Below are 24,406 nucleotides of genomic sequence, written 5' to 3'. Positions count from 1 at the left end.
CACCATGACCGCGGAAATAATCTTGATGCGCCACGGCCAGCCCGCACTGGTTACAAGCAACAAAGTGTCAGCGCTGGATATGAAGGACTGGATCGAAGGCTACAACCGCGCCGAAATTACCGACCAGCCCGTCCCGGCCGCCAGCCGGCAGCTCGCCACAACGGCGAGGGTGATTGTCTCGAGCACAGCGCCACGTGCATTGAGCTCGCTGCAGGCGCTCGGTCTTGAGCCCAGCCACGTCGATGCGCTTTTTTGTGAAGCGCACCTGCCGTATGGCCAATGGAAGTTGCCTCGACTTTCACCGTTTACCTGGGCATTCATCCTTCGCCTCCTGTGGTTGTGTGGTTACTCGCGCAATGTCGAAACGGTCAGCGGTGCCAGGCTTCGCGCCAGCATGGCAGCACAACGGCTGTTATCACTTGCAAGCGAAGGGCCGGTACTGCTGCTAGGTCACGGTTTCATGAACCGGATGATTGCCAAGGAGCTCATTGCAAAGGGCTGGACTCGCCAACACCAGAACGGCAGCCGTTATTGGAGCGCGGATGTTTTTAGCCGCAAAGACTGGCACCCCGCAGGCAACACCGTATCGATTTAAATACACCGTATTCAAATCGATACACACCCATTCAGATACGGCAGTGCAAGGGTTTGATCCCCAAACCCTTTTTCATCCCCCTCCCGCTGTAGCGTTTTCATTCCACAAGTATGACAAACTGAATACGTAAAATAATTAACATATTGATTTATAACGTTTTTTAACGATTGGCCGCATTTTTGCTAAGGGAATCCCAACCCCAAGAGCGCGGAGCCACCGCGCCTAACGCCCTGCTTCCCGAGGATTCCCCATGAGCGAGTTGCGTTTCACTGAAGATCACGAATGGCTGCGCGTCGAAGCCGATGGCAGCGTTACCGTGGGCATCACCGCCTACGCCCAGAATGCCCTTGGCGATGTGGTTTTCGTGCAACTGCCAGAGTTGCAGCAGTATGAGAAAGGCAGCGAAGCGTCCACCGTCGAGTCGGTCAAGGCCGCCAGCGGTGTGTACATGCCCCTGACCGGCGAAGTGGTCCAGATCAACGACCAACTCGAAGACAGCCCGGAACTGGTCAACGAAGACCCGATGGGCGAAGGCTGGTTCTTCCGCTTCATTCCCGCCGATGCCAGCGCCGTGGCCGCCCTGCTCGACCAGGACGCCTACGACCGCCTGATCAAAGCCAACGACGACGCCTGAGGAACCCCGCCATGACTATCAACCTCGGCACCGCCAACGAATTCATCGCCCGCCACATCGGCCCGCGCGCCGCTGACGAGCAAGCCATGCTGGCCGCCCTCGGCTTCGACTCGCTGGAAGCCATGACCGCCGCCGTCATTCCCGACAGCATCAAAGGCACCAGCGTGCTCGGCTCGCACGACGGCCAAAGCGAAGCCGACGCCCTTGCCGCGCTCAAGGCCATCGCCGGCAAGAACCAGCTGTTCAAGAGCTACATCGGCCAGGGCTACTACAACACCCACACTCCGGCGCCGATCCTGCGCAACCTGCTGGAAAACCCGGCCTGGTACACCGCCTATACCCCGTACCAGCCAGAAATTTCCCAGGGCCGCCTGGAAGCGCTGCTGAACTTCCAGACCCTGATCAGCGACCTGACCGGCCTGCCGATCGCCAACGCCTCCCTGCTCGACGAAGCCACCGCTGCGGCCGAGGCCATGACCTTCTGCAAGCGCCTGTCGAAGAACAAGGCCAGCCACGCCTTCTTCGCCTCCGTGCACTGCCACCCGCAAACCCTCGACGTGCTGCGCACCCGTGCCGAGCCGCTGGGTATCGAGATAGTGGTCGGCGACGAACGCGAGCTGGGCGATGTCAGCGCCTTCTTCGGCGCCCTGCTGCAATACCCGGCCAGCAACGGTGAAGTGTTCGACTACCGCGAAGTGGTCGAGCGCTTCCACGCCGCCAACGCCCTGGTCGCCGTGGCCGCCGACCTGCTGGCCCTGACCCTGCTGACCCCACCGGGCGAGTTTGGCGCCGACGTGGCCATCGGCAGCGCCCAGCGCTTCGGTGTGCCGCTGGGCTTTGGTGGCCCGCACGCGGCCTACTTCTCCACCCGTGACGCATTCAAGCGCGACATGCCAGGCCGCCTGGTCGGCGTGTCGATCGACCGCTTCGGCAAGACCGCCCTGCGCCTGGCCATGCAGACCCGCGAACAGCACATCCGCCGCGAAAAGGCCACCAGCAACATCTGCACCGCCCAGGTGCTGCTGGCCAACATCGCCAGCATGTTCGCCGTGTACCACGGCCCGGCCGGCCTCAAGCGCATCGCCGAACGTACCCATGCCCTGACCGCGATCCTGGCCGCCGGCCTGAAGACGCTGGGCGTGCAGGTAGTGGGCGCCAGCGCCTTCGACACCCTGACCCTGGCCACCGGCAGCGCCACTGCCAGCCTGCATGACAAGGCCCGCGCCCAGGGCATCAACCTGCGCCAGATCGACGCTGCCCACGTGGGCCTGTCGCTGGACGAAACCACTAGCCAGGCCGATGTCGAGAGCCTGTGGCAACTGATCGGTGGCGACCAGGCCCAGCCGGACTTCAACGCGCTTGCCGCCAGCACCGGCTCGCTGCTGCCTGCCGCCCTGCTGCGCCAGTCGGCCATCCTCTCGCACCCGGTATTCAACCGCTACCACAGCGAAACCGAGCTGATGCGCTACCTGCGCCGCCTTGCCGACAAGGACCTGGCGCTGGATCGCAGCATGATCCCGCTGGGCTCGTGCACCATGAAGCTGAACGCCGCCAGCGAAATGATCCCGGTCACCTGGGCCGAGTTCGGCAACCTGCACCCGTTCGCCCCGGCCGAGCAGAGCCAGGGCTACCTGCAGATGACCACCGAGCTGGAAGCCATGCTCTGCGCCGCCACCGGCTACGACGCCGTGTCGCTGCAGCCCAACGCCGGTTCCCAGGGCGAGTACGCAGGCCTGCTGGCCATCCGCGCCTACCACCGCAGCCGTGGCGAAGGCCACCGCGACATCTGCCTGATCCCGTCGTCGGCCCACGGCACCAACCCGGCAACCGCGCACATGGCCGGCATGCGCGTGGTGGTCACCGCCTGTGATGCCCGCGGCAACGTCGATGTCGAGGACCTGCGCGCCAAGGCCATCGAGCACCGCGAGCGCCTGGCCGCGATCATGATCACCTACCCGTCGACCCACGGCGTATTCGAGGAAGCGATCGGCGAAATCTGCGCGATCATCCACGACAACGGTGGCCAGGTGTACATCGACGGCGCCAACATGAACGCCATGGTCGGCCTGTGCGCCCCGGGCAAGTTCGGCGGCGACGTTTCCCACCTGAACCTGCACAAGACCTTCTGCATCCCGCACGGCGGTGGCGGCCCGGGCGTCGGCCCGATCGGTGTCAAGTCGCACCTGGCGCCGTTCCTGCCCGGCCACGCGCAGCTGGAAAACACCGAGGGCGCGGTTTGTGCCGCGCCGTTCGGCAGCGCCAGCATCCTGCCGATCACCTGGATGTATATCCGCATGATGGGCGGTGCCGGTCTCAAGCGTGCCTCGCAGATGGCGATCCTCAACGCCAACTACATCGCCCGTCGCCTGGAAGAGCACTATCCTGTTCTGTATACCGGCGGCAATGGCCTGGTGGCCCACGAGTGCATCCTCGACCTGCGCCCGCTGAAGGACACCAGCGGCATCAGCGTCGACGACGTGGCCAAGCGCCTGATCGACTTCGGCTTCCACGCCCCGACCATGTCCTTCCCGGTGGCGGGCACGCTGATGATCGAACCGACCGAAAGCGAGTCCAAGGAAGAACTGGACCGCTTCTGCGACGCGATGATCCAGATCCGCGAAGAAATTCGCGCGGTCGAGAACGGTAGCCTGGACAAGGACGACAACCCGCTGAAGAACGCCCCGCACACTGCGGCCGAGCTGGTTGGCGAATGGGCCCATGGCTACAGCCGCGAGCAGGCGGTGTACCCGCTGCCAAGCCTGGTGGAAGGCAAGTACTGGCCGCCGGTCGGTCGGGTCGACAACGTGTTCGGCGACCGCAACCTGGTGTGCGCCTGCCCGTCGATCGAGAGCTATCAGGACGCCTGATAGCCCTCGGGCCCGCCACCTGACTCAAGGTGTGGTCCGCTGTGGGAGCGGGCGTGCCCGCGAATGCGATGTTGGCTTCAACGACGCATTCGCGGGCACGCCCGCTCCCACAGAGTTCACCGTTTGCCCAATATTCCTGGCTGGAGGTCCACCATGTCTTTGAGCGTCTTCGACCTGTTCAAGATCGGCATCGGCCCCTCCAGCTCGCACACGGTCGGCCCGATGCGCGCCGCCGCGCGCTTCGCCGAAGGGCTGCGCCGTGATGGCCTGCTTGCCGGCACGGTCAGCGTCAAGGCCGAGCTGTACGGCTCGCTCGGCGCCACCGGCAAGGGCCACGGCAGCGACAAGGCCGTGCTGCTGGGCCTTGAAGGCGAACACCCCGATGTCATCGACACCGACACCATCCCTGCCCGCCTGCAGGCCATCCGCGACAGCGGTCGGCTGAACCTGCTCGGCGAGCACAGCATCGCGTTCATCGAAAAGCAGCACCTGGCGATGATCCGCAAGCCGCTGGACTACCACCCCAACGGCATGATCTTCCGCGCCTTCGACGAGGCCGGCCTGCAAATCCGCAGCCGCGAGTACTACTCGGTGGGCGGCGGTTTCGTGGTCGACCAGGACGCTGCCGGCCACGACCGCATCGTCGAGGACAGCACACCGCTGACCTACCCGTTCAAGACCGCCAAGGAGCTGCTCGGCCATTGCACCGGGAAAAACCTGTCGGTCAGCCAGGTAATGCTGGCCAACGAGGCGGCTTGGCGCCCCGAGGCGGAAACCCGTGCCGGGCTGCTGCGCATCTGGCAGGTGATGCAGGACTGCGTCGAAGCCGGTTGCCAGCATGAAGGCATCCTGCCGGGCGGGCTCAAGGTCAAGCGCCGGGCGCCGGCGTTGTACCGCCAACTGAGCCGCAATCCCGAGGCCAGCCTGCGCGATGCCCTGTCGGTGCTCGACTGGGTCAACCTCTATGCCCTGGCAGTGAACGAGGAAAACGCCTACGGCGGGCGTGTGGTCACTGCGCCGACCAACGGCGCAGCGGGCATTGTCCCGGCGGTGCTGCACTACTACATGCGCTTCGTACCGGGAGCCAACGAGGACGGGGTGGTACGGTTTCTGCTCACCGCCGCGGCCATCGGCATCCTGTACAAGGAAAACGCCTCCATCTCCGGTGCCGAAGTAGGCTGCCAGGGCGAGGTCGGCGTGGCCTGCTCGATGGCCGCCGGGGCGCTGTGCGAGGTGATGGGTGGCAGCGTGCAACAGGTGGAAAACGCTGCCGAAATCGGCATGGAACACAACCTGGGCCTGACCTGCGACCCGATTGGCGGGCTGGTCCAGGTGCCTTGCATCGAGCGCAACGCCATGGGCTCGGTGAAGGCGATCAACGCGGTGCGCATGGCCTTGCGCGGCGACGGGCAGCACTACGTGTCGCTCGACAAGGTCATCCGCACCATGCGCCAGACCGGCGCCGACATGAAAAGCAAATACAAAGAGACCGCCCGTGGCGGCCTGGCCGTCAACATCATCGAATGTTGACCCGACAACAACAGCAAGGAGTCACCGATGTCCGAAACACTGCTCAAGACCCCACTGCACGCCCTGCACCTGGAACTGGGTGCGCGCATGGTGCCGTTCGCCGGCTATGACATGCCGGTGCAGTACCCGTTGGGCGTGCTCAAGGAACACCTGCACACGCGCGAGCAGGCCGGCCTGTTCGATGTCTCGCACATGGGCCAGATCACCCTGCGCGGCACCGATGCCGCCAAGGCCCTGGAAAGCCTGGTGCCGGTGGATATCATCGACCTGCCGGTGGGCATGCAGCGCTATGCCATGTTCACCAATGAGCAAGGCGGCATCCTCGACGACCTGATGGTTGCCAACCTGGGCGACGACACGCTGTTCCTTGTGGTCAACGCCGCCTGCAAGGATCAGGACCTGGCCCACCTGCAAGCGCACATCGGCAGCCGTTGCGAGGTACAGCCACTGTTCGAGCAGCGCGCCCTGCTGGCCTTGCAAGGCCCGGCGGCAGTCAAGGTGCTGGAACGCCTGGCCCCGGAAGTGGCCGGCATGACCTTCATGCAGTTCCGCCCGGTGAAACTGCTGGGTGAAGACTGCTTCGTCAGCCGCTCGGGCTACACCGGCGAAGATGGCTACGAAATTTCGGTACCGGTGCATGCCGCCGAAGCCCTGGCCCGCCGCCTGCTGGCAGAGCCCGAAGTACAACCGATCGGCCTGGGTGCGCGTGACTCGCTGCGCCTGGAAGCCGGCCTGTGCCTGTATGGCCACGACATGAATACCGAAACCACGCCGGTGGAAGCCAGCCTGCTGTGGGCCATTTCCAAGGTTCGCCGTGCCGATGGCGCGCGTGCCGCCGGCTTCCCGGGGGCCGAGGCCATCTTCGCCCATCAGCGCGAGGGCGTGTCACGCAAACGTGTGGGACTGTTGCCGCAGGAACGTACGCCAGTACGCGAAGGCGCGGATATTGTCGATGCAAACGATAAACCTGTAGGCAAAGTGTGCAGCGGCGGCTTTGGCCCGACACTCGGTGCACCTGTAGCAATGGGTTATATCGATAGTGAACATACCGCTATCGACACCCCACTGTTTGCCGTGGTGCGTGGCAAGAAGGTTGCCTTGAAAGTCAGCAAAATGCCTTTCGTGGCACAACGTTACTACCGGGGCTGAAGCCGCTTTGTGAAGGTTGCGGGCAGGTTCGACATATTCGTTTTCGAACCTGTCCAATAACTTTTGAACATGGCGCCAGGCCAGGCGCCATGCCGTTTCCGACAAATCGGTCGGTTATCGGCAAACGGCCGATTTTCCATACGACCAAGGGCTTGTTTTTCGCTCGGGAGTTGGCGTAGAGTCACTGCACTGTGTTTGCATGGGTCGCAACAGTTCGTGACCTGGGCCAGTAGCCGCAATCTGCTACAACCCGTTCGACGTCTCTTACTTTCCTGCAACCCAGCCCAGTAATCTTTTGCTTCCTTTATTGCAAAAGAAACTGTCATCAAAATTCAAGCTTCATAGGAAATAAGACAATGGCTGAGCGTCAGAACGGTACCGTCAAGTGGTTCAATGACGAAAAAGGTTACGGCTTCATCACCCCAGAAAGCGGTCCGGATCTGTTCGTGCACTTCCGCGCTATCGAAGGTAACGGCTTCAAGAGCCTGAAAGAAGGCCAGAAGGTCACCTTCGAAGCAGTCCAGGGCCAGAAAGGCATGCAGGCTGACAAAGTTCAGGTCGCCGGCTAAGCCGAACCCGACTTCGAGAAAAGCCCCTGCCATGTGCAGGGGCTTTTTTTTGCCCGTAGAATAGCGGCTTCGTCTTCTGGAGCCGTTTTGCATGTCCAAGCCTCAGCTCACACCTCAGGGTGATTTTCCGCCGGTCGGCCTGGGCCGGCGCCTGGCGGCGATGTTCTACGACTTCCTGCTGTGCACGGCGCTGCTGATCGTGACCGCCGGCGCCTACAAGATGATCCAGATGGCGATCATCGGCGAAGCCCGCATGCGTGAATTGACCGAGGCTGGCGCACTGGACGGCGACCCTCTGCTGTCGACGGTGCTGCTGTTCGTCCTCTTCGGTTTCTTTGCCAAGTTCTGGACCCATGGCGGGCAGACCCTGGGCATGCAGGTGTGGGGCGTGCGGGTGCAGAACGCCGATGGCACGGCCATCAGCCTGTGGCAGGCGCTGCTGCGCTTCGTGGTGTCGATTGCCTCGTGGCTGTGCCTGGGGCTGGGTTTTTTCTGGGCGTTGATCGACAAGCGCCAGAGGGGCTGGCATGACATCTATTCGGAAAGCCAGCTGGTGCGGGTGCCGAAGCAGAAGAAATGAGCTGAGACCTGTATTGCCTGTGCTGGCCTCTTCGCGGGCTCGCCCGCTCCCACAGGAACCTCACCATCCTCAGGACTTGTGATGAACCTGTGAGAGCGGGCAAGCCCGCGAAGAAGGCAACACAAATGCAGCAAAAAGCCGACCCTGGGGTCGGCTTTTTTGTACTGCTCAGGCCATCAACCTGCCCGACGCAACAACCACACCCCGGCCAATGCACAGATGCCTGCCGGGATCACCACCGCCAGCAGCGGCGGGAAGCCGAACACCTGGCTCGAAGGCCCCAACAGGTCCTGGGCGATGCGGAACACGAAGCCCACCAGTACACCGGTGAACACGCGCTGGCCAAGGGTTACCGAACGCAGCGGGCCGAAGATGAAGGAAATGGCCATCAGCACCAGCGCCGCGGTCACCATCGGCTGCAATACCTTGGTCCAGAACGCCAGCCAGTAACGGGCATTGTTCAGGCCCTGGTCGGACAGGTAGTGGATGTAGCCCCACAGCCCAGTGATGGACAGCGACTCCGGCGCCAGGATCACGGTATTGAGCAGTTGCGGGGTGAGCGAAACGTCCCAGCGCTCCTGCGGCGCGGTCACCACTTCAGTGTGGTCGCCACGGAAGAAGGTGGTGCGCACGTCGCTGAGCATCCAGTGGTCGTCCTGGTACTGTGCACGGCGGGCGAAGCTGGAGGTGACGATCTTGCGCTCGCTGTCGAAGCGGTAACGGGTCACACCCAGCAGCAGGCCGTTAGGCTGCACGGCGTTGATGTGCACGTACTCCTCGCCCTGGCGGTGCCACATGCCGCGCTTGGAGCTTTGCGCCTCACCACCGCCCTGGGCCAGGGAACGGTCGGCCTGGGCCTTGTTCTCGGTCACCGGCGCCACGTACTCGCCAATCAGCAGGCCGACCAGCATCAGTACCAGCATCGGCTTCATCACCGCCCAGACGATGCGCCCGATGGAAACCCCGGCAGCACGCATGATGGTCAGTTCGCTGCTGCTGGCCAGGCTGCCCAGGCCAATCAGGCAGCCGATCAAGGCGGCCATCGGCAGCATTTCGTACAGGCGCCGTGGTGCGGTCAGCAGGACGAAGTTGCCCGCCTCCATCACCGTGTAGGTGTCACTCAGGTCGTTCATCTCGTCGATGAAGGCAAACAGCGAAGCCAGGCCGAGGATGATCCCCAACACGGCGAGAATGGCCAGCAGAACGCTCTGGCCGATGTAGCGGTCGAGCTTACCCATGGGCCACCTCCGCACGACGGGCAGCGCGCTTGAGGCGCAGCGGCTCCCAGTACATCAGGCCCAGACCGATCAGCAGGAACAGGCCGTGGACCCACCACATGCCCAGGGCGATCGGCAGTTTGCCCTTCTCTAGGGCGCCACGTACGGAAATCAGCATTGTCAGGTAAGCCATGTACAGAAGAATTGCCGGCAGCAGCTTGAGGAAGCGACCCTGGCGCGGGTTGACCCGGGACAGCGGCACCGCCAGCATGGTGACGATGAACACCAGGATCGGCAGCGACAGCCGCCATTGCAGCTCAGCGCGCTCACGCAGGTCCTTCTTGCCGATCAGCTCGGAAGTGGGGATGGCTTCGCGATCGGTCACTTCCTCGGCGACTTCCGGCTTGGGCAGCAGCACGCCGTAGGTGTCGTACTTGATAGCACGGTAATCGGCCTGGCCCGGGTTGCCGTCGTAACGGTAACCGTTTTCCAGCACCAGGTAGCGGTTGCCGTCGGCCTGGATTTCCTGGTGGCCTTTTTCGGCAACCAGCACTGACGGGGCGCGGTCCTTCGTCTTGTCCTGGTTGAAGCGCTTCTCGGAAATGAACACCCCGGCCAGGTTGATGCGGTCATCCGACAGTTCTTCGGTGTAGGTCACCCGAGAGCCGTCGCGCAGGGTCTGGAAGCGGCCCGGCACCAGGGTGTCGAACTCTGTCAGGGCATCCTGCTGGCTGATGATCTGCTGCACCTGGGCAACACCAAGCGGCGCCAGGCTCAGGCTCAGCCAGGCCACCAGCAGGGCGACCAGGGCGGCCGGCGCCATGGTCAAGCCCAGCAGGCGCTGCTGGCTCATACCGGTGGCCGACAGCACAGTCATCTCGCTTTCCAGGTACAGGCGCCCGTACGCCAGGAGAATGCCGAGGAACAGCCCCAAAGGCAGGATCAGCTGCAGGAAGCCCGGCAGACGGAAGCCCATGATCAGGAACAGCACGCTCGGGTCGAGCACACCCTGGGCAGCCTGGGCCAGGTACTTGATGAAGCGCCCGCTCATGATGATCACCAGCAGCACGGCGCTGACGGCGCTCAAGGTCACCAGGACCTCGCGGGACAGATAACGAAAGACGATCAAACCAGACACTCCTGGGTTGTCAGGGCGGACTGCCAATCAATGGCGCCAAACAATGACTTAGTACAGCCAAGACCAATGCCGGTTCGCCAAAGGCGAACCTCCATGTAAAGTGCGCGCATTATCCTGTGATTGACCGCCCCTGTCACTTCGCCGCGCATGAAGGCGCATAACGGGGTTGTCAGCACGCTTGCCGCAGGCTCAAACTGGCAGCTTTTCCGCTGGCGCGCGACGACGCGGCCAGGCCCGTCCAGAGCGCTGGAATACACAGCGCCGACTGTATCGATCATTCGGGGATCCTGACATGGAACTGGTTGTAAAAAGCGTAGCTGCTGCATCTGTAAAAACCGCCACCCTGGTCCTCCCGGTAGGTGAAAACCGCAAGCTCGGCGCTGTGGCCAAGGCCGTCGACCAGGCCAGCGAAGGCGCCATCAGTGCCGTGCTCAAGCGTGGCGACCTGGCCGGCAAACCGGGCCAGACCCTGCTTCTGCAGAACCTCGCGGGCCTGAAGGCCGAGCGCGTGCTGCTGGTGGGCAGCGGCAAGGACGAAGCCCTGGGCGACCGCGCCTGGCGCAAACTGGTCGCCAGCGTCGCCGGCGTGCTCAAGGGTCTGAACGGCGCTGACGCCGTGCTGGCCCTGGACGACATCGCGGTCAGCAACCGTGACGCCCACTACGGCAAGTACCGCCTGCTGGCCGAAACCCTGCTCGACGGCGAGTACGTGTTCGATCGTTTCAAGAGCCAGAAGGCAGAGCCGCGCGCCCTGAAGAAGGTCACCCTGCTGACCGACAAGACCGGCCAGGCCGAGGTCGAACGTGCCGTCAAGCATGCCAGTGCCATCGCCACCGGCATGGCCTTCACGCGCGACCTGGGCAACCTGCCGCCCAACCTGTGCCACCCAAGCTTCCTGGCCGAACAGGCCAAGGACCTGGGCAAGGCGCACAAGGCGCTGAAAGTCGAAGTGCTGGACGAGAAGAAGATCAAGGACCTCGGCATGGGCGCGTTTTATGCCGTCGGCCAGGGCAGCGACCAGCCGCCACGCCTGATCGTGCTCAACTACCAGGGCGGCAAGAAGGCGGACAAGCCGTTCGTGCTGGTGGGCAAGGGCATTACCTTCGACACCGGCGGCATCAGCCTCAAGCCTGGTGCCGGCATGGACGAAATGAAGTACGACATGTGCGGTGCCGCCAGCGTGCTCGGCACCCTGCGTGCGGTGCTCGAGCTGCAGCTGCCGGTCAACCTGGTGTGCCTGCTGGCCTGCGCCGAGAACATGCCGAGCGGCGGCGCCACCCGCCCGGGTGACATCGTCACCACCATGAGCGGGCAGACCGTGGAAATCCTCAACACCGACGCCGAAGGCCGCCTGGTGCTGTGCGACACCCTGACCTACGCCGAGCGCTTCAAGCCGCAGGCAGTCATCGACATCGCCACCCTGACCGGTGCCTGCATCGTCGCCCTGGGCAGCCACACCACCGGCCTGATGGGCAACAACGACGACCTGGTCGGCCAGTTGCTCGACGCCGGCAAGCGCGCCGACGACCGTGCCTGGCAGCTGCCGCTGTTCGATGAGTACCAGGAGCAACTGGACAGCCCGTTCGCCGACATGGGCAACATCGGCGGACCGAAGGCCGGCACCATCACCGCCGGCTGCTTCCTGTCGCGCTTTGCCAAGGCCTACGACTGGGCGCACATGGACATCGCCGGCACTGCCTGGGTCAGCGGCGGCAAGGACAAGGGCGCCACTGGCCGCCCTGTACCCCTGCTGACCCAGTACCTGCTGGACCGCGCCGGCGCCTGACGCCATTGAGCCGGTGGCGCCGCGCGCGCCACCGGCCGGCGATACCACCATGAGCAAAGTCGATTTCTACATCCTGCCCACCGACTCGCTGTCGGCGCGGCTCGATTTCGCCTGCAAGCTGTGCGAAAAGGCCTGGCGCCTTGGCCACCGGGTCTACCTGCATTGCCAGGACGCCGGGCAGCGCACCGAGCTGGACCAACGCCTGTGGCGCTTCAAGGGCGAGGCCTTCGTGCCCCACGACCTCGCGGAGGTACATGCCGATGCCAGCGTGGCATTGGGCCTGGCCGCCGACAGTGCGGGCGACCACCACGACCTGTTGATCAACCTGGGCGCCGGCGTACCGGCCTTCGTCGGCCAGTTCGAGCGGGTGGCCGAAATCGTCGTCGAAGAGCCTGGCATCCGCCAATCGGCCCGTGAACGATTCCGTTTCTACCGTGAACAGGGCTATGCTCTGCAAGACCACCGCTTACAGCGACTTTGACGACGATGGACAAACCCTCCCCCCTGCCCGATTCCGCCCATCTTCTCGATGACCTCGAGTCGATACGCCAGTTGCTTGGCGACGCCGACCTGCAACCACCGCTGCTGACCGAGACGGTGGAGCAGATCCCGTTGCTGCTGGAAGAAGCGCCCGGCAACCATGTGCCTGCGGCCGAACCGGTAGCTGCCGAACCCGAAGACGACCCGCAGACCCGTCGCCAGGACACCCTGCTGCACCTGGAAAGCGAACTGCGTGCGGCGGCGCAGATGATCATGCAGGACGTGATCAACGACTTCACCCCGCACATCGAGAACGAGATCAAGCGCCGACTGGATGCGCGGATTGAGCGGTTGATCAAGCGTTCCGAGTAGATTCCGAACATCCAGGTCGCCTGCTTCGCGGGCACGCCCGCTCCCACAGGGTCCCCACAGCCCGCAAGACCTGTGGTGGACCTGTGGGAGCGGGCGTGTCCGCGAAGCAGGCGCCACTGTTCCGACAGTTGTCAGCAGCTTGTCGCCTGCGGCCCCCAGCTTGGTTATACTTCCCGGCTTTCCCGAATAAATGCACAGGGTCCCGCCGCGCATGGATAAGACCTACCAGCCGCACGCCATCGAAACTTCCTGGTACAACACCTGGGAGTCCGAGAACTATTTCGCTCCACAAGGTGCAGGCGAGTCCTACACCATCATGATCCCGCCGCCGAACGTGACCGGCAGCCTGCACATGGGCCACGGTTTCAACAACGCGATCATGGACGCCCTGATCCGTTTCCGCCGCATGCAAGGCCGCGACACCCTGTGGCAGCCAGGCACCGACCACGCCGGTATCGCCACCCAGATGCTGGTCGAGCGCCAGCTAGAGGCCAAGGGCCAGAACCGTCATGACCTGGGCCGCGAAAAGTTCCTGGAAAAGGTCTGGGAATGGAAGGACCAGTCCGGCGGCAACATCAGCCGTCAGATCCGCCGTCTGGGCTCGTCGGTCGACTGGAGCCGCGAGCGTTTCACCATGGACGACGGCCTGTCCGAAGCGGTCAAGGAAGCCTTCGTGCGCCTGCATGAAGACGGCCTGATCTACCGCGGCAAGCGCCTGGTCAACTGGGACACCAAGCTGCACACGGCCATCTCCGACCTCGAAGTGGAAAACCACGACGAGAAGGGCCACCTGTGGAACCTGCGCTACCCGCTGGCCGACGGCGCCAAGACCGCCGAAGGCAAGGACTACCTGGTCGTCGCCACCACCCGTCCGGAAACCCTACTGGGTGACGCGGCCGTGGCAGTCAACCCGAACGACGAGCGCTACCAGGCACTGATCGGCAAGTTCGTCGAATTGCCGCTGGTCGGCCGCCGCATCCCGATCATCGCCGACGACTACTGCGACCCCGAGTTCGGTACCGGCTGCGTGAAGATCACCCCGGCCCACGACTTCAACGACTACGAAGTCGGCAAACGCCACAACCTGCCGCTGCTGAACATCTTCGACAAGAATGCCTTCGTGCTGGCCAGCGCGCAGGCCTTCAACCTCGACGGCAGCATCAACGATCAGGTGGACACCCGCCTGCCGGCCCAGTACGCCAACCTCGACCGCTTCGTCGCACGCAAGCAGATCGTCGCCGACCTGGATGCCCAGGGCCTGCTGGTGAGCATCGACGACCACGCGCTGAAAGTGCCGAAAGGCGACCGTTCGGGCACCGTCATCGAGCCGTGGCTGACCGACCAGTGGTACGTTTCCACCAAGCCGCTGGCAGAACCTGCCATCGCCGCCGTGGAAGATGGCCGCATCCAGTTCGTGCCCAAGCAGTACGAGAACATGTACTTCTCCTGGATGCGTGACATCCAGGACTGGTGCATCAGCCGACAGCTGTGGTGGGGCCACCGCATCCCGGCATGGTACGACGAGGCAGGCCAGGTCTATGTCGGCCGCAACGAGGAAGAAGTGCGCGCCAAGCACAACCTGGGCGCCGACGTGGTCCTGCGCCAGGACGACGACGTACTCGACACCTGGTTCAGCTCGGGCCTGTGGACCTTCTCCACCCTGGGCTGGCCGGAACAGACCGAGTTCCTCAAGAAATTCCACTCCACCGACGTGCTGGTAACCGGCTTCGACATCATCTTCTTCTGGGTTGCGCGCATGATCATGCTGACCATGCACCTGATCAAGAACGAGGATGGCACCCCGCAGGTACCGTTCAAGACCGTATACGTGCACGGCCTGGTACGTGACGGCCAGGGCCAGAAGATGTCCAAGTCCAAGGGCAACGTGCTGGACCCGCTGGACATCGTCGACGGCATCACCCTCGACGCCCTGCTGGAAAAACGCACCAGCGGCATGATGCAGCCCAAGCTTGCCGAAAAAATCGCCAAGCAGACCAAGGCCGAGTTCCCCGAAGGTATCGCCAGCTACGGCACCGACGCCCTGCGCTTCACCTTCTGCTCGTTGGCCTCCACCGGCCGTGACATCAAGTTCGACATGGGCCGCGTCGAAGGCTACCGCAACTTCTGCAACAAGATCTGGAACGCCGCCCGCTACGTGCTGGACAAGGGCGAAGACTGCGGCCAGAACGGCGAGGCCTACGAGCTGTCGCTGGCCGACCGCTGGATCATCTCGCAGCTGCAGCGTACCGAAGCCGAAGTGACCCGCCAGCTGGAGCAGTTCCGCTTCGACCTGGCCAGCCAAGCGCTGTACGAGTTCATCTGGAACCAGTACTGCGACTGGTACCTGGAGCTGTCCAAGCCGGTGCTGTGGGACGAGAACGCCCCGGTCGAGCGCGCCCGTGGCACCCGCCGCACCCTGGTGCGCGTGCTGGAAGTGGCGCTGCGCCTGGCGCATCCGTTCATGCCGTTCATCACCGAAGAAATCTGGCAGCGCATCGCGCCGCTGGCCGGCATCGAAGGCAAGACCATCATGCTGCAGCCATGGCCGGTGGCCAATGAAAGCCGCATCGATGCTGCCGCCGAAGGCGACATCGAGTGGCTCAAGGAGCTGATGGTCGGCCTGCGCAACATCCGCGCCGAAATGAACATCGGCCCGGGCAAGCCGCTGCCGCTGTTCCTTAAGAACGCCAACGCCGACGACCAGCGTCGCCTGCAGGAAAACGAAGCCCTGCTGAAGAAGCTGGCCAAGGTCGAATCGTTCACCGTACTGGGCGATGCCGACGAAGCGCCGCTGTCGGCCACCGCCCTGGTCGGTGACCTGCAAGTGCTGGTGCCAATGGCCGGCCTGATCGACAAGGATGCCGAGCTGGCGCGCCTGAACAAGGAAATCCAGCGCCTGCAGGGTGAAGTGGCACGCGTGGGTGGCAAGCTGTCCAACGCCGCCTTCGTCGACAAGGCACCACCTGCCGTGATCGAGAAGGAACGCGCCAAGCTGGCCGAGTCCGAACAGGCCCTGGCCAACTTCACCGAGCAGCATGCGCGGATTGCAGCGCTTTAATCACTAGAGAAAAGCTGGGGCCGCTTTGCGGCCCTTTCGCGACACAAGGCCGCTCCTACAGGGACGGCGCCGGTCTGAAGGGCGCCGCTATCCTGTAGGAGCGGCCTTGTGTCGCGAAAGGGCTGCAAAGCAGCCCCAGGCTCTATCAGCCACCGCTCGTATAGGGCTGGACACTGCCATGACCCCGAACAAACCCACCCTGCACCCGCGCAACCGCCACCAGGGCCGCTACGACTTCCCCAGCCTGATCAAGGCCCACCCTGACCTGGCGCGCTTCACCATCACCAACCCCCACGGCAAACCCAGCATCGACTTCGCCAACCCCGAGGCCGTGCGGGTGTTCAACCGTGCGCTGCTGAAGGCCCAGTACGGCATCCAGCACTGGGATATCCCCGCCGACTACCTGTGCCCGCCGATTCCTGGCCGCGCCGACTACATCCACGTCGCCGCCGACCTGCTGGCCGATGACAATGCCGGCGAGATCCCCAAGGGCGCCCAGGTGCGTACGCTGGACATCGGCGTGGGTGCCAACTGCATCTACCCGCTGCTGGGCTACAGCGATTACCGCTGGCGCTTCCTTGGCTCGGACATCGACCCCGTAGCCCTGGCTTCGGCCAAGGCCATCGTCCAGGCCAACGGCCTGGGCAAGGCCATCACCCTGCGCCAACAGGCCAACCGTGCGCACATCCTCAGCGGCCTGCTGCAGGAGGGCGAACGCTTCGACCTGACCCTGTGCAACCCGCCCTTCCATGCCTCACGCGACGAAGCCACCCGTGGCAGCCAGCGCAAGTGGAAGAACCTCGGCAAACAGGACCCCAAGCGCAAGCTGCCGGTGCTCAACTTCGGTGGCCAGAACAACGAACTGTGGTGCGAAGGCGGCGAGATCCGCTTTGTCAGCCAACTGGTCAGTGAAAGCGTGCAGTACGCCGAACGGGTACTGTGGTTCACCAGCCTGGTGTCCAAGGCCAGCAACTTGCCGGGGATCGAGGCTGCGCTCAGGAAAGCGGGCGCCAAGGCCGTGCGCATCAGTGAAATGGGCCAGGGGCAGAAGCAAAGCCGCATGGTCGCCTGGAGCTTCCACGACGACGAGGCGCGCCAGGCCTGGCACGCCGCGCGTAAAACCCAGGCATGAAAAAACCGCGTCCGGGCAAGCCGGGCGCGGTTTCGTCAAAGCTTCAACAATTACTTGTTGATGGCGTCGGTCAGCACTTTGGCCGGAACGAACTTGACGACTTTCTTGGCAGCGATTTCGATGGCAGCGCCAGTCGAAGGGTTGCGGCCGGTACGGGCAGGACGCTCAGCGACTTTCAGTTTGCCGATACCTGGCAGAGTGATTTCAGCGCCGTTTTCCAGCTGGTCGGCAACGATCTGGCCCAGTTGCTCCAGAGCATTCTTGGCGGTGGCTTTTGGCGCGGCGATCGATTCGGCGATGTCGGCAATCAGTTGGTCTTTGGTCAATGCCATGGTGGTGTTCCTTCCCTATCAAATTCGATGGTTATGCAGCGGACTACGACGTTATCGGGCCAGCCCCTGAAAGTGGAGGGCCGCGCCAATCGCGTATGTAGATACGCAAATCGACGTTTGGTTCGACACGACGACAGCACGCTGCCAGCAATGCGCCACACAAGGGGCGCAAGACCGCGCAAAACTACCACAGGAGCAGATAAATATCCGCTGCACGCTTCGATTTAATGCAGGTTTTTCGGGGGTTTTAGCCCAAAACGCACAAAATTGAACAAAAAACGAACAACCGGCATTTCTGCCAACATCCGGCCACTGCATCACCTGGTGTCTAGGGTAAACTGGATGACTTTTGCAGCTCGCCGAGAATTCCATGCCAATCCGTCATTGCATCGTTCACCTGATCGACAAAAAGCCCGATGGCAGCCCCGCCGTGCTGCATGCCCGCGATTCCGAACTGGCTGCCTCCGACGCCATCGAAAACCTGCTGGCCGACCTCAATGACAGCTACAACGCCAAGCAAGGCAAGGCCTGGGGCTTTTTCCACGGCGAGTCCGGCGCCTACCCGCTGAGCGGCTGGCTGAAGCAGTATCTGGACGAAGAAAAGGACTTTACTTCCTTCAGCCGTGTGGCCGTGGAGCACCTGCAAAAGCTGATGGAAGAGTCCAACCTGTCCACCGGCGGCCACATCCTTTTTGCCCACTACCAGCAAGGCATGACCGAATACCTGGCGATCGCCCTTCTGCACCACAGCGAAGGTGTGGCAGTGAACGCCGAGCTTGATGTGACGCCTTCGCGGCACCTCGACCTTGGCCAACTGCACCTGGCGGCGCGCATCAACCTGTCGGAGTGGAAGAACAACCAGAACTCCAAACAGTACATTTCGTTCATCAAGGGCAAGAACGGCAAGAAGGTCTCGGACTACTTCCGTGACTTCATCGGCTGCCAGGAGGGCGTCGACGGCCCGGGCGAAACCCGCACCCTGCTCAAGGCCTTCAGCGACTTCGTCGAGAGCGAAGACCTGCCGGAAGAGTCCGCCCGCGAAAAAACCCAGACCCTGGTCGAGTACGCCACTACCCAGACCAAGCTGGGCGAACCGGTCACGCTGGAGGAGCTGTCCAGCCTGATCGACGAGGATCGGCCCAAGGCGTTCTACGACCACATCCGCAACAAGGACTACGGTCTGTCGCCGGAAATCCCTGCGGACAAGCGCACCCTCAACCAGTTCCGCCGCTTCACCGGCCGTGCCGAGGGGTTGTCGATCAGCTTCGAAGCGCACCTGCTGGGGGACAAGGTCGAGTATGACGAAGCGGCAGGGACCTTGATCATCAAGGGCCTTCCGACCACCTTGGTGGATCAGTTGAAGCGGCGCAAGGACTGATGACCCCGGGGCTGCTGCGCAGCCCATCGCCGGCAAGCCAGCTCCCACAGGTACTGCACAGGCCTGAGGTCTATGCAGTCGAAGTGGGAGCTGGCTTGCCGGCGATGGGGCGCGAAGCGGCCCTAATTAGCAGCCACAACTGCGCCATAGGAGGCCACCAACGCCTCCTTCGCCGACTTGCGCAGCCGCTTCACCAGCCGCTCCTGGCGTAACGCCTCGCCCTTGTCCGGCCATTGCTCCACATACACCAGCGCCTGGGCCGGGCTGGTCTTGAAGTAACGCGCGCCCTGCCCTTTCTGGTGCGCCAGAAAGCGCCGCTGCGGGTCATCGCTGATGCCGCAATACAGCGATCCATTGGCAGCCCTTACCAAGTAGACATACCAGGGTTTGCTGGCGGCAATTTCAACGGGGTCACTCACCCTGGGCCTGCTGGAATGCTCGCAATCCTTTGAACGCCTGCTGGCGTACCTTGTTCTGCACCAGCGGCGACCAGCCCAGCAGCATGCCAGGCACACCCAGCGCCTGCCGCGACCAACGCCACAAGTCGAAGTGGTCATCGTGCTGGCAGATCAAACCGTCACGGATCACGAAACGCGCCTGGATATCATTGACCACGATGCGGCCGGTCTGGCTGAACAGGTAGGTGGCCACCCAATGTGCGCCGCCCGTGCGTTCATCGGCGCGGACGTTGTCGAAGGTCAGGGTGAAGTCCTTGGCCCGGCTGGTGAGCATTCGCCACATGTCGCCTGCATCCTTGCCACGCAAGGTGCCGAAGACCGGGTCGCTGAAGACGATATCGTCGCTGTAGCAGGCGACCATGGCCTCGGCGTCCAGGCGCTGGAAGGCCTGGTAGAAGCGGGTGATCAGGTCGCGGTTGGCGTCGCTCATGTGGGCTGGTCCGTCCTGGGGATGAAAGCAGCACGATAATCTGCCCCGGTTGCTTATGCCAGTACCGGCCCTTTCGCGGGTACATCACGGCTTCAAGCTATGTGCGATCCCTGTAGGAGCGGGTTTACCCGCGAAAGGGCCAGCACTGCCAATATCAGCTTCAGACTTTCTCGCTGCTCACCTGCACATGCAAAGCCCGCCCAGCCCCCAGGCCGAACACGATGGCCCCCGCCCCCAGCACGGCAAAAATCCACCCCACTGCCACCCAGCCCCCGGTCAGGTCATGTACCAGCCCCACCGCAAACGGCCCCATCGACGCCAGGGTATAACCCACCCCCTGCGCCATGCTCGACAGGTTCGCCGCGACATGGGCATCCTTCGAGCGCAGCACGATCAAGGTCAGCGCCAGGGCAAAGGTACCGCCCTGCCCCAGGCCCAGCACAACCGCCCAGCCCCACAGCCCGGAAAGCGGCGCATACAGGCAACCGAACAGGCCGGTCAGGGTAATCAGCATGACCAGCACGATGGCCAGGCGCTGGTCCTTGCCGCGAGTGGCCAGCCAGGGCGCACTGAGCGAACTGACCAGCTGCACGATTACCGACCCCGACAGCACCAGCCCCGCCTCGGTCGGGCTCAGGCCGCGACCGATCATGATCGATGGCAACCAGCCAAAGACGATATAGGCCAGTGACGACTGCAGGCCCATGTACAGGGTCACCTGCCAGGCCAGCGGGTCCCGCCATAGCCCACGCACGCGATAAGCCACCTTGTGCAGGCCATGACCCTGGCGGGCCTGCGGCAGCCATACCAGCATGGCCAGCAGGGCCGGCAGCATCCAGAAGCCAAGCCCCAGCGCCCAGCTGTCGTTGAAGTGCTGGGCCAGAGGCACCGTGGCGCCTGCAGCCATGGCGGCGCCAAGGCACAGCGCCATGGTGTATACGCCGGTCAAGGTGCCAGCGTGTTGCGGGAAATCGCGCTTGACGATGCCCGGCAACAGCACGCCAATGATGCCGATACTGGCCCCGGCCATCAGGCTGCCGAGGAACACCCCGGTGGCCCCCAGGCTACTGCGCACGACGATACCAAGCGCCAGGGTGGCGAGGATGCCGAGGATCACCCGCTCGCTGCCAAAGCGCCTCGCCAGCACCGGCGCCAAGGGGGCGAACAGGCCCAGGCACAGCACTGGCAAGGTGGTCAGCAAACCGGCCTGTGAGGCATTCAGCCCCAAGCCTTCGGACACCTGGCCCAGCACCGGCGCCATGCTCGACAATGCCGGGCGCAGGTTCAATGCCACCAGCACCAGGCCGAGCAACAACAGCCAAGGCCGCTGTATCTGTACCGGCTGCTGTTGGACCTGCTCGTCGTCAGCCTCGGCGTCGATCAGCAACTCATCGAGGTCCCGCTCGCTCGGTGGGGTGTTACGGGTGATGGAATCAGCCATGGCCTTCTCGGAGTCAGGATTCGATAAGGGTACGGCTCAGGCGCTTGGCCTGCTCCGCATCGCGTTGCTCGATTGCGGCAAGGATCTGCCCATGCAGGTCGAACGTGGCCTGGCAGCGCGGCACGGTTGCCATGTTGTGCTGCAGCGCGGCAGCCACCACCCCGGAAAAGTACCGATACAGCTCACTCAAGGCCGGGTTGTGGGCGGCATCGACCAGCCGCTGGTGAAACACCAGGTCGCAGGCCACATAAGCATCGATATCACCGTGAAAATGCCCGGCACTGTTGGCCAGGGCATCACGAAGCGCCTGAAGATCGGCGTCGGTTCGGCGCAGCGCGGCCAGGCCGATGGCCTCGGCTTCTAGGATGTGCCGGGTTTCACGGGCCTGCTCGGGCGTGCAGCGCGACATCGCCTGCACCGCCTGTAGCGGGTCCTGGGCCGTGCGCAGGTAGCTGCCATCCCCCTGGCGAATCTCCACCAGGCCACCGAACGCCAGCACACGCATGGCCTCGCGTACGGTGTTGCGGCTTATGCCCAACTGCAGGGCCAGTTCCGGCTCGGTCGGCAAACGCTGGCCAACCTGCCAGTCGCCCAGCAGGATGCGTTCTCGCATGCGCTCGACGGCCAGTTCGACCAGGGAGCGCTTGGTCAATTCGGTACTCATGAAACTCAACCAATCATCCGATGAATTTGGTTAGCATAATGTATACCGGCAATACAGCAAACATTGATGGTTTCTGGCGATAGTGGAAATCCCTGTGGGAGCGGGCATGCCCGCGAAGAATCCAACGCGATGGATGGCACCGGCGTTGCCGGTGTTCGCGGGCACGCCCGCTCCCACAAGGGCCGCGTCACGGCAGCTTGCAATACCGTCAGTTCAATGCATCAAGCAGCGCCTGGTTCATCTCTGGCGTACCGATGGTGATGCGCAGGAACTGGGCAATACGCGGCTGCTTGAAGTGGCGCACGATCACCCCCTGCTCGCGCAGGCGTGCAGCCAACTCACCGGCATCGTGCTGCGGATGGCGGGCGAAGATGAAGTTGGCCGCCGACGGCAGCACTTCGAAGCCCTTGGCCCGCAGTTGCCCGACCAATACCTCGCGGCTGTCGATCACCTTGCGGCAGGTTTCTTCGAAGTACTCGCGGTCCTCGAACGCCACCGCTGCGCCGACGATCGCGGCACGGTCCAGCGGGTAGGAGTTGAAGCTGTTCTTGATCCGCTCCAGCGCTTCGATCAGGTCCGGGTGGCCAACCGCCAGGCCAACCCGCAGCCCCGCCAGCGAGCGCGACTTCGATAGGGTCTGGGTGACCAGCAGATTGTCGTAGCGGTCCACCAGGCTGATCGCTGTTTCGCCCCCGAAGTCGATGTAGGCTTCATCCACCACCACCACCGAATCACGGTTGGCCTGCAGCAACTGCTCCACCGCCTGCAGCGGCATCAGGCAGCCGGTCGGCGCGTTGGGGTTGGGGAAGATGATGCCGGCGTTGGGCTTGTTGTAGTCCTCGATGCGGATCTGGAACTGCTCGTCCAACGCCACCTGCTCGAAGGCAATACCGTAAAGACCGCAGTAGACCGGGTAGAAGCTGTAGCTGATGTCCGGGAACAGCAGCGGTGCGTCGTGCTGGAACAGGCCGTGGAAGATGTGCGCCAGCACCTCGTCCGAGCCGTTGCCGACGAACACTTGTGCCGGCGTGACGCCGTAGTACTCGGCCACCGCCTGCTTCAGCCGGTCACCGTTCGGGTCCGGGTACAGGCGCAGGTTGTCGTTCAGCTCGCCGCGCATGGCCTCCAGCGCCTTGGGCGACGGGCCGTAGGGGTTTTCGTTGGTGTTCAGCTTGACCAGGCGGGCCAGCTTGGGCTGCTCGCCCGGCACGTAAGGCACCAGGTCCTTGACGAAGGGGCTCCAGAATCGACTCATGCTCAGTTCCCCTTCTCTTGGGTCAGAATGCGGTATTCGGCGCTGCGGGCGTGGGCGGTCAGCGACTCGCCACGGGCCAGGACCGAGGCGGTGTGGCCCAACTCGGACGCGCCCTGCTCGGAGCAGAAAATGATCGACGAACGCTTCTGGAAGTCATACACCCCCAGCGGCGACGAGAAACGCGCGGTACCGGAGGTCGGCAGCACGTGGTTGGGCCCTGCGCAGTAGTCGCCCAGCGCTTCGCTGGTGTGGCGGCCCATGAAGATCGCGCCAGCGTGGCGGATGTGCGGCAGCCAGGCCTGCGGGTCGGCGACCGACAGTTCCAGGTGCTCCGGGGCAATGCGGTTGGCCACTTCCATGGCCTGCTGCATGTCACGCACCTGGATCAGCGCGCCACGGCCATTGATCGACTTCTCGATGATCTCGGCACGTTCCATGGTCGGCAGCAACTTGTCGATGCTGGCGGCAACGCGGTCGAGGAAGGCGGCGTCCGGGCTGACCAGGATGGCCTGGGCATCTTCATCGTGCTCGGCCTGGGAGAACAGGTCCATGGCGATCCAGTCCGGGTCGGTCTGGCCGTCGCATACCACGAGGATTTCCGACGGACCGGCGATCATGTCGATACCCACCTGGCCGAACACATGGCGCTTGGCGGTGGCGACGTAGATGTTGCCCGGGCCGACGATCTTGTCCACCTGCGGCACGCTTTCGGTACCGTAGGCCAGCGCGGCGACAGCCTGGGCGCCACCGACGGTGAACACACGGTCGACACCGGCGATGCAGGCAGCCGCCAGCACCAGCTCGTTGACCTCGCCACGCGGGGTCGGCACCACCATCACCACTTCGGCCACGCCGGCGACCTTGGCCGGGATGGCGTTCATCAGCACCGACGATGGGTACGACGCCTTGCCACCCGGCACATACAGGCCGGCGCGGTCCAGCGGGGTGACCTTCTGGCCGAGCACGGTGCCGTCGGCCTCAGTGTACTGCCAGGAGTCCTGCTTCTGCCGCTCGTGGTACATGCGCACACGGTTGGCAGCCTTTTCCAGGGCTTCGCGCTGGGCCGGGGTAATGCGGGTCAGCGCCAGTTCCAGGCGCTCGCGACCGAGGATCAGGTCATCGATGGACTTGGCATCGACACCATCGAAACGCTGGGTGAATTCCACCAGTGCCGCATCGCCGCGCTCGCGCACGGCCTTGATGATGTCGAGCACGCGCTGGTTGACCGCGTCATCGGACACACTTTCCCAGCTCAGCAGATGATCCAGATGTCGGGCGAAATCCGGATCAGCAGCGTTGAGACGGGCAATTGCAGTGGACACGGTCATGGCGAGGGCCTCG

The 24,406-nt window shown here is 63.6% G+C and carries 23 protein-coding genes; 13 read left to right on the top strand and 10 right to left on the bottom strand.

Translation table 11 applies throughout. The features are described from left to right. Positions 1 to 4: 4 nt before the first annotated feature. From AC2T3R_RS04920 to AC2T3R_RS04890, 7 genes are all read left to right on the top strand, one after another. On the top strand, positions 5 to 595 hold the full coding sequence (locus tag AC2T3R_RS04920; protein ID WP_486744721.1) for a histidine phosphatase family protein: 591 nt from the start codon (positions 5 to 7) through the stop codon (positions 593 to 595). Positions 596 to 845: 250 nt separating this feature from the next. Then, complete coding sequence (gcvH, locus tag AC2T3R_RS04915; protein ID WP_003257943.1) at positions 846 to 1,229, top strand: glycine cleavage system protein GcvH; 384 nt, start codon at positions 846 to 848, stop codon at positions 1,227 to 1,229. Between the two features lie 11 nt (positions 1,230 to 1,240). Continuing rightward, a complete protein-coding gene (gcvP, locus tag AC2T3R_RS04910; protein ID WP_041506242.1) occupies positions 1,241 to 4,096 on the top strand; it encodes an aminomethyl-transferring glycine dehydrogenase in 2,856 nt (951 codons plus the stop codon). Positions 4,097 to 4,249: 153 nt separating this feature from the next. After that, entirely contained in the window at positions 4,250 to 5,626 is a 1,377-nt protein-coding gene (locus AC2T3R_RS04905; protein ID WP_486744720.1) for an L-serine ammonia-lyase, read from the top strand. Positions 5,627 to 5,653: 27 nt separating this feature from the next. After that, entirely contained in the window at positions 5,654 to 6,775 is a 1,122-nt protein-coding gene (gcvT, locus tag AC2T3R_RS04900) for a glycine cleavage system aminomethyltransferase GcvT (protein WP_486744719.1), read from the top strand. Between the two features lie 356 nt (positions 6,776 to 7,131). Continuing rightward, on the top strand, positions 7,132 to 7,344 hold the full coding sequence (locus AC2T3R_RS04895) for a cold-shock protein (RefSeq protein WP_003257941.1): 213 nt from the start codon (positions 7,132 to 7,134) through the stop codon (positions 7,342 to 7,344). A 91-nt stretch (positions 7,345 to 7,435) separates the two neighbouring features. After that, positions 7,436 to 7,924: an RDD family protein gene (locus AC2T3R_RS04890; RefSeq protein ID WP_013971101.1), complete on the top strand. Its 489-nt coding sequence runs from the start codon at positions 7,436 to 7,438 to the stop codon at positions 7,922 to 7,924. Positions 7,925 to 8,100: 176 nt separating this feature from the next. On the opposite strand, the gene lptG is transcribed toward AC2T3R_RS04890, so the two are convergent. Genes lptG through AC2T3R_RS04875 form a run of 3 tightly spaced genes read right to left on the bottom strand, consistent with a single transcriptional unit; the run spans position 8,101 to position 10,557 of the window. Continuing rightward, on the bottom strand, positions 8,101 to 9,162 hold the full coding sequence (lptG, locus tag AC2T3R_RS04885; RefSeq protein ID WP_013971100.1) for an LPS export ABC transporter permease LptG: 1,062 nt from the start codon (positions 9,160 to 9,162) through the stop codon (positions 8,101 to 8,103). Continuing rightward, complete coding sequence (gene lptF / locus AC2T3R_RS04880; protein WP_397460472.1) at positions 9,155 to 10,270, bottom strand: LPS export ABC transporter permease LptF; 1,116 nt, start codon at positions 10,268 to 10,270, stop codon at positions 9,155 to 9,157. The genes lptG and lptF overlap by 8 nt, the downstream gene beginning before the upstream one ends. Further along, entirely contained in the window at positions 10,267 to 10,557 is a 291-nt protein-coding gene (locus AC2T3R_RS04875) for a hypothetical protein (protein ID WP_023661648.1), read from the bottom strand. Before AC2T3R_RS04875 ends, lptF begins: the two co-directional genes overlap by 4 nt. A gap of 14 nt (positions 10,558 to 10,571) precedes the next feature. On the opposite strand from AC2T3R_RS04875, the gene AC2T3R_RS04870 reads away from it, so the two are divergent. The 5 genes from AC2T3R_RS04870 (at position 10,572) to rlmF (ending at position 17,107) form a co-directional block, all read left to right on the top strand. Beyond that, complete coding sequence (locus AC2T3R_RS04870) at positions 10,572 to 12,065, top strand: leucyl aminopeptidase (RefSeq protein ID WP_410951372.1); 1,494 nt, start codon at positions 10,572 to 10,574, stop codon at positions 12,063 to 12,065. 49 nt (positions 12,066 to 12,114) lie between these two features. Further along, positions 12,115 to 12,546, top strand: coding sequence for a DNA polymerase III subunit chi (locus tag AC2T3R_RS04865; RefSeq protein ID WP_486744718.1), 432 nt, complete (start codon positions 12,115 to 12,117; stop codon positions 12,544 to 12,546). A 5-nt stretch (positions 12,547 to 12,551) separates the two neighbouring features. Further along, on the top strand, positions 12,552 to 12,917 hold the full coding sequence (locus tag AC2T3R_RS04860; protein ID WP_013971096.1) for a hypothetical protein: 366 nt from the start codon (positions 12,552 to 12,554) through the stop codon (positions 12,915 to 12,917). Between the two features lie 211 nt (positions 12,918 to 13,128). Beyond that, entirely contained in the window at positions 13,129 to 15,975 is a 2,847-nt protein-coding gene (locus AC2T3R_RS04855) for a valine--tRNA ligase (RefSeq protein WP_100412848.1), read from the top strand. 178 nt (positions 15,976 to 16,153) lie between these two features. Beyond that, the gene (gene rlmF, locus AC2T3R_RS04850) at positions 16,154 to 17,107 is read left to right on the top strand and encodes a 23S rRNA (adenine(1618)-N(6))-methyltransferase RlmF (RefSeq protein ID WP_410951374.1); all 954 of its coding nucleotides are present in this window, start codon (positions 16,154 to 16,156) and stop codon (positions 17,105 to 17,107) included. Between the two features lie 50 nt (positions 17,108 to 17,157). Here rlmF and AC2T3R_RS04845 read toward each other — a convergent pair whose 3' ends face one another. Further along, positions 17,158 to 17,439, bottom strand: a complete 282-nt coding sequence (locus AC2T3R_RS04845) for an HU family DNA-binding protein (RefSeq protein WP_003257928.1) — start codon at positions 17,437 to 17,439, stop codon at positions 17,158 to 17,160. Positions 17,440 to 17,809: 370 nt separating this feature from the next. Here AC2T3R_RS04845 and yejK point away from each other — a divergent pair, with 370 nt between their 5' ends. Next, a complete protein-coding gene (yejK, locus tag AC2T3R_RS04840) occupies positions 17,810 to 18,817 on the top strand; it encodes a nucleoid-associated protein YejK (RefSeq protein WP_013971093.1) in 1,008 nt (335 codons plus the stop codon). Positions 18,818 to 18,939: 122 nt separating this feature from the next. Here the strand turns inward: yejK and AC2T3R_RS04835 are convergent, their stop codons facing one another. The 6 genes from AC2T3R_RS04835 to hisD form a co-directional block, all read right to left on the bottom strand. Then, positions 18,940 to 19,236, bottom strand: a complete 297-nt coding sequence (locus AC2T3R_RS04835; RefSeq protein WP_054573144.1) for a GIY-YIG nuclease family protein — start codon at positions 19,234 to 19,236, stop codon at positions 18,940 to 18,942. Further along, positions 19,229 to 19,705, bottom strand: coding sequence for a nuclear transport factor 2 family protein (locus AC2T3R_RS04830; protein ID WP_486744717.1), 477 nt, complete (start codon positions 19,703 to 19,705; stop codon positions 19,229 to 19,231). Before AC2T3R_RS04830 ends, AC2T3R_RS04835 begins: the two co-directional genes overlap by 8 nt. 160 nt (positions 19,706 to 19,865) lie before the next feature. After that, the gene (locus tag AC2T3R_RS04825; protein ID WP_486744716.1) at positions 19,866 to 21,146 is read right to left on the bottom strand and encodes a CynX/NimT family MFS transporter; all 1,281 of its coding nucleotides are present in this window, start codon (positions 21,144 to 21,146) and stop codon (positions 19,866 to 19,868) included. Positions 21,147 to 21,159: 13 nt separating this feature from the next. Beyond that, entirely contained in the window at positions 21,160 to 21,810 is a 651-nt protein-coding gene (locus AC2T3R_RS04820) for a FadR/GntR family transcriptional regulator (protein ID WP_486744715.1), read from the bottom strand. A 208-nt stretch (positions 21,811 to 22,018) separates the two neighbouring features. Further along, entirely contained in the window at positions 22,019 to 23,065 is a 1,047-nt protein-coding gene (gene hisC / locus AC2T3R_RS04815) for a histidinol-phosphate transaminase (RefSeq protein WP_013971087.1), read from the bottom strand. Positions 23,066 to 23,067: 2 nt separating this feature from the next. Next, complete coding sequence (hisD, locus tag AC2T3R_RS04810; protein ID WP_013971086.1) at positions 23,068 to 24,393, bottom strand: histidinol dehydrogenase; 1,326 nt, start codon at positions 24,391 to 24,393, stop codon at positions 23,068 to 23,070. Positions 24,394 to 24,406: the final 13 nt, after the last annotated feature.

Source organism: Pseudomonas sp. PVC-5-1 (genome assembly GCF_057444345.1).
The sequence above is the reverse complement of the archived record's forward strand: the minus strand, read 5'-3'. Positions and strand labels throughout refer to the sequence as shown.

Coding starts and splice junctions, on each gene's coding strand:
- AC2T3R_RS04920 (WP_486744721.1), top strand. CDS start 5: ATGACCGCGGAAATAATCTTGATGCGCCACGGCCAGCCCGCACTGGTT.
- gcvH (WP_003257943.1), top strand. CDS start 846: ATGAGCGAGTTGCGTTTCACTGAAGATCACGAATGGCTGCGCGTCGAA.
- gcvP (WP_041506242.1), top strand. CDS start 1,241: ATGACTATCAACCTCGGCACCGCCAACGAATTCATCGCCCGCCACATC.
- AC2T3R_RS04905 (WP_486744720.1), top strand. CDS start 4,250: ATGTCTTTGAGCGTCTTCGACCTGTTCAAGATCGGCATCGGCCCCTCC.
- gcvT (WP_486744719.1), top strand. CDS start 5,654: ATGTCCGAAACACTGCTCAAGACCCCACTGCACGCCCTGCACCTGGAA.
- AC2T3R_RS04895 (WP_003257941.1), top strand. CDS start 7,132: ATGGCTGAGCGTCAGAACGGTACCGTCAAGTGGTTCAATGACGAAAAA.
- AC2T3R_RS04890 (WP_013971101.1), top strand. CDS start 7,436: ATGTCCAAGCCTCAGCTCACACCTCAGGGTGATTTTCCGCCGGTCGGC.
- lptG (WP_013971100.1), bottom strand. CDS start 9,162: ATGGGTAAGCTCGACCGCTACATCGGCCAGAGCGTTCTGCTGGCCATT.
- AC2T3R_RS04875 (WP_023661648.1), bottom strand. CDS start 10,557: ATGATCGATACAGTCGGCGCTGTGTATTCCAGCGCTCTGGACGGGCCT.
- AC2T3R_RS04870 (WP_410951372.1), top strand. CDS start 10,572: ATGGAACTGGTTGTAAAAAGCGTAGCTGCTGCATCTGTAAAAACCGCC.
- AC2T3R_RS04865 (WP_486744718.1), top strand. CDS start 12,115: ATGAGCAAAGTCGATTTCTACATCCTGCCCACCGACTCGCTGTCGGCG.
- AC2T3R_RS04860 (WP_013971096.1), top strand. CDS start 12,552: ATGGACAAACCCTCCCCCCTGCCCGATTCCGCCCATCTTCTCGATGAC.
- AC2T3R_RS04855 (WP_100412848.1), top strand. CDS start 13,129: ATGGATAAGACCTACCAGCCGCACGCCATCGAAACTTCCTGGTACAAC.
- rlmF (WP_410951374.1), top strand. CDS start 16,154: ATGACCCCGAACAAACCCACCCTGCACCCGCGCAACCGCCACCAGGGC.
- AC2T3R_RS04845 (WP_003257928.1), bottom strand. CDS start 17,439: ATGGCATTGACCAAAGACCAACTGATTGCCGACATCGCCGAATCGATC.
- yejK (WP_013971093.1), top strand. CDS start 17,810: ATGCCAATCCGTCATTGCATCGTTCACCTGATCGACAAAAAGCCCGAT.
- AC2T3R_RS04830 (WP_486744717.1), bottom strand. CDS start 19,705: ATGAGCGACGCCAACCGCGACCTGATCACCCGCTTCTACCAGGCCTTC.
- AC2T3R_RS04825 (WP_486744716.1), bottom strand. CDS start 21,146: ATGGCTGATTCCATCACCCGTAACACCCCACCGAGCGAGCGGGACCTC.
- AC2T3R_RS04820 (WP_486744715.1), bottom strand. CDS start 21,810: ATGAGTACCGAATTGACCAAGCGCTCCCTGGTCGAACTGGCCGTCGAG.
- hisC (WP_013971087.1), bottom strand. CDS start 23,065: ATGAGTCGATTCTGGAGCCCCTTCGTCAAGGACCTGGTGCCTTACGTG.
- hisD (WP_013971086.1), bottom strand. CDS start 24,393: ATGACCGTGTCCACTGCAATTGCCCGTCTCAACGCTGCTGATCCGGAT.